At 66.5% G+C, this 3303-nt stretch carries 6 protein-coding genes; 4 read left to right on the top strand and 2 right to left on the bottom strand.

Annotated elements, in window-relative coordinates:
* Window positions 1–868 (top strand): phage tail tube protein (locus tag Q0982_RS19905; RefSeq protein ID WP_299398883.1); only part of this gene is annotated, 868 nt, incomplete at its 5' end.
* A 17-nt stretch (window positions 869–885) separates the two neighbouring features.
* Here the strand turns inward: Q0982_RS19905 and Q0982_RS19910 are convergent.
* The gene (locus Q0982_RS19910; protein ID WP_299398885.1) at window positions 886–1290 is read right to left on the bottom strand and encodes a type II toxin-antitoxin system VapC family toxin; all 405 of its coding nucleotides are present in this window, start codon (window positions 1288–1290) and stop codon (window positions 886–888) included.
* The gene (locus tag Q0982_RS19915) at window positions 1290–1550 is read right to left on the bottom strand and encodes a type II toxin-antitoxin system Phd/YefM family antitoxin (RefSeq protein ID WP_299398888.1); all 261 of its coding nucleotides are present in this window, start codon (window positions 1548–1550) and stop codon (window positions 1290–1292) included. The genes Q0982_RS19910 and Q0982_RS19915 overlap by 1 nt, the downstream gene beginning before the upstream one ends.
* A gap of 99 nt (window positions 1551–1649) precedes the next feature.
* Between Q0982_RS19915 and Q0982_RS19920 the strand changes: the two genes are divergently transcribed.
* From Q0982_RS19920 to Q0982_RS19930, 3 genes are all read left to right on the top strand, one after another.
* Window positions 1650–2126 carry a hypothetical protein gene (locus Q0982_RS19920; protein WP_299398889.1) on the top strand — a complete coding sequence of 159 codons (477 nt, stop codon included), beginning with the start codon at window positions 1650–1652 and terminating at the stop codon, window positions 2124–2126.
* 68 nt (window positions 2127–2194) lie between these two features.
* The gene (locus tag Q0982_RS19925; RefSeq protein WP_299398892.1) at window positions 2195–2368 is read left to right on the top strand and encodes a hypothetical protein; all 174 of its coding nucleotides are present in this window, start codon (window positions 2195–2197) and stop codon (window positions 2366–2368) included.
* A partial coding sequence (locus tag Q0982_RS19930; RefSeq protein ID WP_299398894.1) for a hypothetical protein occupies window positions 2365–3303 on the top strand: 939 nt, incomplete at its 3' end. The genes Q0982_RS19925 and Q0982_RS19930, both read left to right, overlap by 4 nt.

Genomic DNA, 3303 nt, shown 5'->3' on the forward strand with positions numbered 1-3303 from the left:
CGACTTTGCCCTGCTGCCGTTCATCAGCTGCGATCTCGGTGCGGAACAGCCGCTGGAGGCCAACGACGTCCTCGGGTTGGGGCGGGAACCGGCCGAACCCTCGCGCGGCGTCATCACCGACCAGGGGCAGGCGGTGGTGCCGATCGATCTCCACGACGTCGGGCTTTGGCTGAAGGGCCTGATGGGACCACCCACCACCACCGGCACCACGCCCGCCTTCGTCCACGTGTTCACCAGCGGGGCTGCAAGCCTGCCGTCGCTGTCGCTGGAACTGGGGTTCCCGGAGGTGCCGCGCACCTTCCAGAACCTCGGCTGCCTGGTCGGCTCGATCAAGTTCCCCTGGGCGGTCTCGGGGCGGGCCAACACCACCATCACCCTGATCGGCCAGGGCGAGACCACCAGCGCCGCCACGATCGCCGGCACCCCGACCACCCGGTCCCTGCGGCGGTTCCAGCAGTCCATGGGCTTCATCCGCAAGGATGGCGCCGCACTCGGGCTGGTGACCGCGGGCGAGATCACCTACGACAACAAGCTCGATCCGGTCCGGGTGATCCGCGAGGACGGCAAGATTGAGGGCTGCGACCTCGGCGTGGCAGCCTGTTCCGGGCAGATCAGCGTCCGCTTCGCCGACACCACGCTCCTGGATGCCGCCAGCGCCGGCACGCCGATCGCGCTGTCGATGGGCTGGACGCTCAGCACCGATCAGGCGCTCATCATCGACCTGCCAGCCGTCTACCTTCCCCGCGCCAAGCGGGCGATCAGCGGCCCCAACGGCATCGAGGCCCGCACCAGCTTCCAGGCCGCCAAGCCCGCCAGCGGGCCATTCGTCACCATCACGCTGAAGAACGATGTGGAGAGTTACGCTTGATCCGGCAGCAGCAGGTATCAATGGAACGGGTTTTCGATCTGAACGCCCGTTGTCTCAAAATGACGTACATTCCGCGTGACCACCTTCAGACCGCGTTCCAGCGCGGTCGCCGCGATCATTAAATCAGCACCATCATGGCCCAGGGCGGCACTCAGCCGGCCCCACCGGCGCGCTGTTGGAAGATCGATCGGCAGAATTTGGTCACGGTATGTCACCAGAACCCGGTCGAGCCACTGGGCAAGCGAAACCGAAAATACGGAATCTTTATCTCGCTGTAGGTCAATGCCGCGTTGGATTTCCCCAACTGAAACAACACTCACGTACATCTCGCCGGAAGTGCGTCCAGTCATCCAAGAAACTAGACCCGTATTCCGACTTTTCTTCCGAAGTTCCGACAAAACCATGGTGTCGAGCAGGAACATCAGAACTCAATCTCCCGTGGCCGGATTTCGGAGGGATCGAAGGTTCCATCGTCCTGCGGCATGGTCAGCAGCAAATCCGCAAACGAGGGCGCCTCGGCTTGGTCAAGCCGGCTCAAGCGCTCGAATATCTCCGCGGACACCACAACCACGGCCGGCTTGCCATGCCGGGTCACCAACTGCGGCTCTCCTGCCAAAGCTGCATCAACCATGCTGCTGAACCCATTCTTGGCGTCCTGGAGGGACCAGTTCGGATAGACCATACGCCGCCCCTGTCCAAAAAATCTGGCTAGATTTTACCGGTTCACCGATCGCCCGTCAATGTGGAGACGCCTTGGACGTCTCTGCACAGGAGAAATTCAATGATCCGTCTCGCTCTGCCGCGCGAGCCGTATTGGCTCGACCTGCCCCACGGCGTCCGCGTGAATGTGCAGCCACTCGACACCGCACTCGAGGCGGCGGCACGGGCCCGCGCCGCCGGACTGCTGCGGGAGCGCATCGATCCCGCCGGACCAGCGGATGACCCGCGCCGGATCGGCTGGGCCAAGCAGGCGCTGGCGGCAGCACTCGCCGAGCTGGCGATCCTGGAGTGGGACGGCGTGCTCGAGGCCGACGGCAACGTTGCGCTGGTGTCCCCGGCGACCACCGCCCGGCTGATGGCGATCCCAGAGATGGCGAGCGCTTTCCTGCGCGATCTCTACGCCCCGCTCGACCGGCTGGTCGCCGAGGGAAACGCCTCAAGCGCCGCGCCGCATGGCACTTCGGCGGCGGCGCCGCGTATTGCCGCGGCTGCCGGGCCGGCGGCGGCCCCGGCTGCGGCGACCGTTGCCCAACCGTAACGAGCGAACCCGCCACCCTCGAAGGCTGGCAAGCGTGGCAGTGCGCGTTCCAGGCAATCACCCAGCAGGTGATCGGCCGGACCGTGGTGCCAGCGCTGGACCAAACCCTGGCGCTGCGGCGCGCCGAGCTGCTGGGCTTCGATCTGCGGGCCGCAGTGCTGCTCCTGCCCTGGATCGCCGCCGGGCTGGCTGATGCCGCCGTCTCCCTCGCCGAACCGGAAGAGGACCTTTCTCCGCTATGACCGTCCGTCTGATCGGTGTCCGCCTGGAGGCCGACCTGGCACCTCTGCGCGCCGGTCTCGAGGAGGGGACCCAAGCGCTCGGCCGCATCGACGATGCTGCCAAGTCGATCGCCACCAGTCTCGAAGCCTCGGGCAATGCCGGCGCGGAAGCATTCCAGCACCTCGCCGCCGCCGGCAACGAAAGCAGTGCCGCTATGGCCGACGCGGCGAGCGGCGTCGTGGCGGCCATGCGCGAGGTGGCACAAGCCGGAGACAGCGCCAAGAAGGACATGAGCCAGTTGATGCGCGATGCGCACCAGCTGGCAACGGAGGCGGCCAAACTGCACGGGGGAAGCCCTAGTCAATATCTGGCCCAATCCATGAAAGAGATGCATGCCGGTGCATCGGTGGACGGTGTGCTGGGTGTGGTCTCCGCCGAGGTCATCAGGAGCGCCGATGCCGCCACCGCCGCGGTCCGCCAAACCGAAGATGCCGTTCGCAATCTCGGGTCCGTGGGCTATCAGGCCGGCACGGCTCTGACGGATGGCGCGACGCTTGCCGCTGCGGCGTTGGCATCGACGAATGCCAACGCCCAGGATGTGCTGACCGCGATCCAGGCCTTGGTCGGGGCAGCACCGCAGATCGACCTCTCCGGCATCGCCTCCGACACGTTGCGAGACCTTCGTGACGATGCCCGGGCGCTGGAAGCACTGTTTCCGGAGCTGGGCGCGGCAGCCGAAGCCGCGGCAAAGCCGATCCTGTCCATCGAGGAAGCAACCGCCGGCCTGCGGGCAACCACCGAGGAGATGGCGGCCGCGGCCGACGCCAGCGCCCAAGCGGGCGGTGACGCTGCGGCCAAGTGGGACGATGCCGCAACCATTATGGCCCGGATGGAGGAAACCTCCGCGCGGGTGACGACGGCCTGGCACGAGCAGCGAGAGGCGGTCCATGGGTTG

It is taken from the genome of Pelagibius sp. (genome assembly GCF_028281305.1).
GTDB lineage: Bacteria > Pseudomonadota > Alphaproteobacteria > Kiloniellales > Kiloniellaceae > Pelagibius.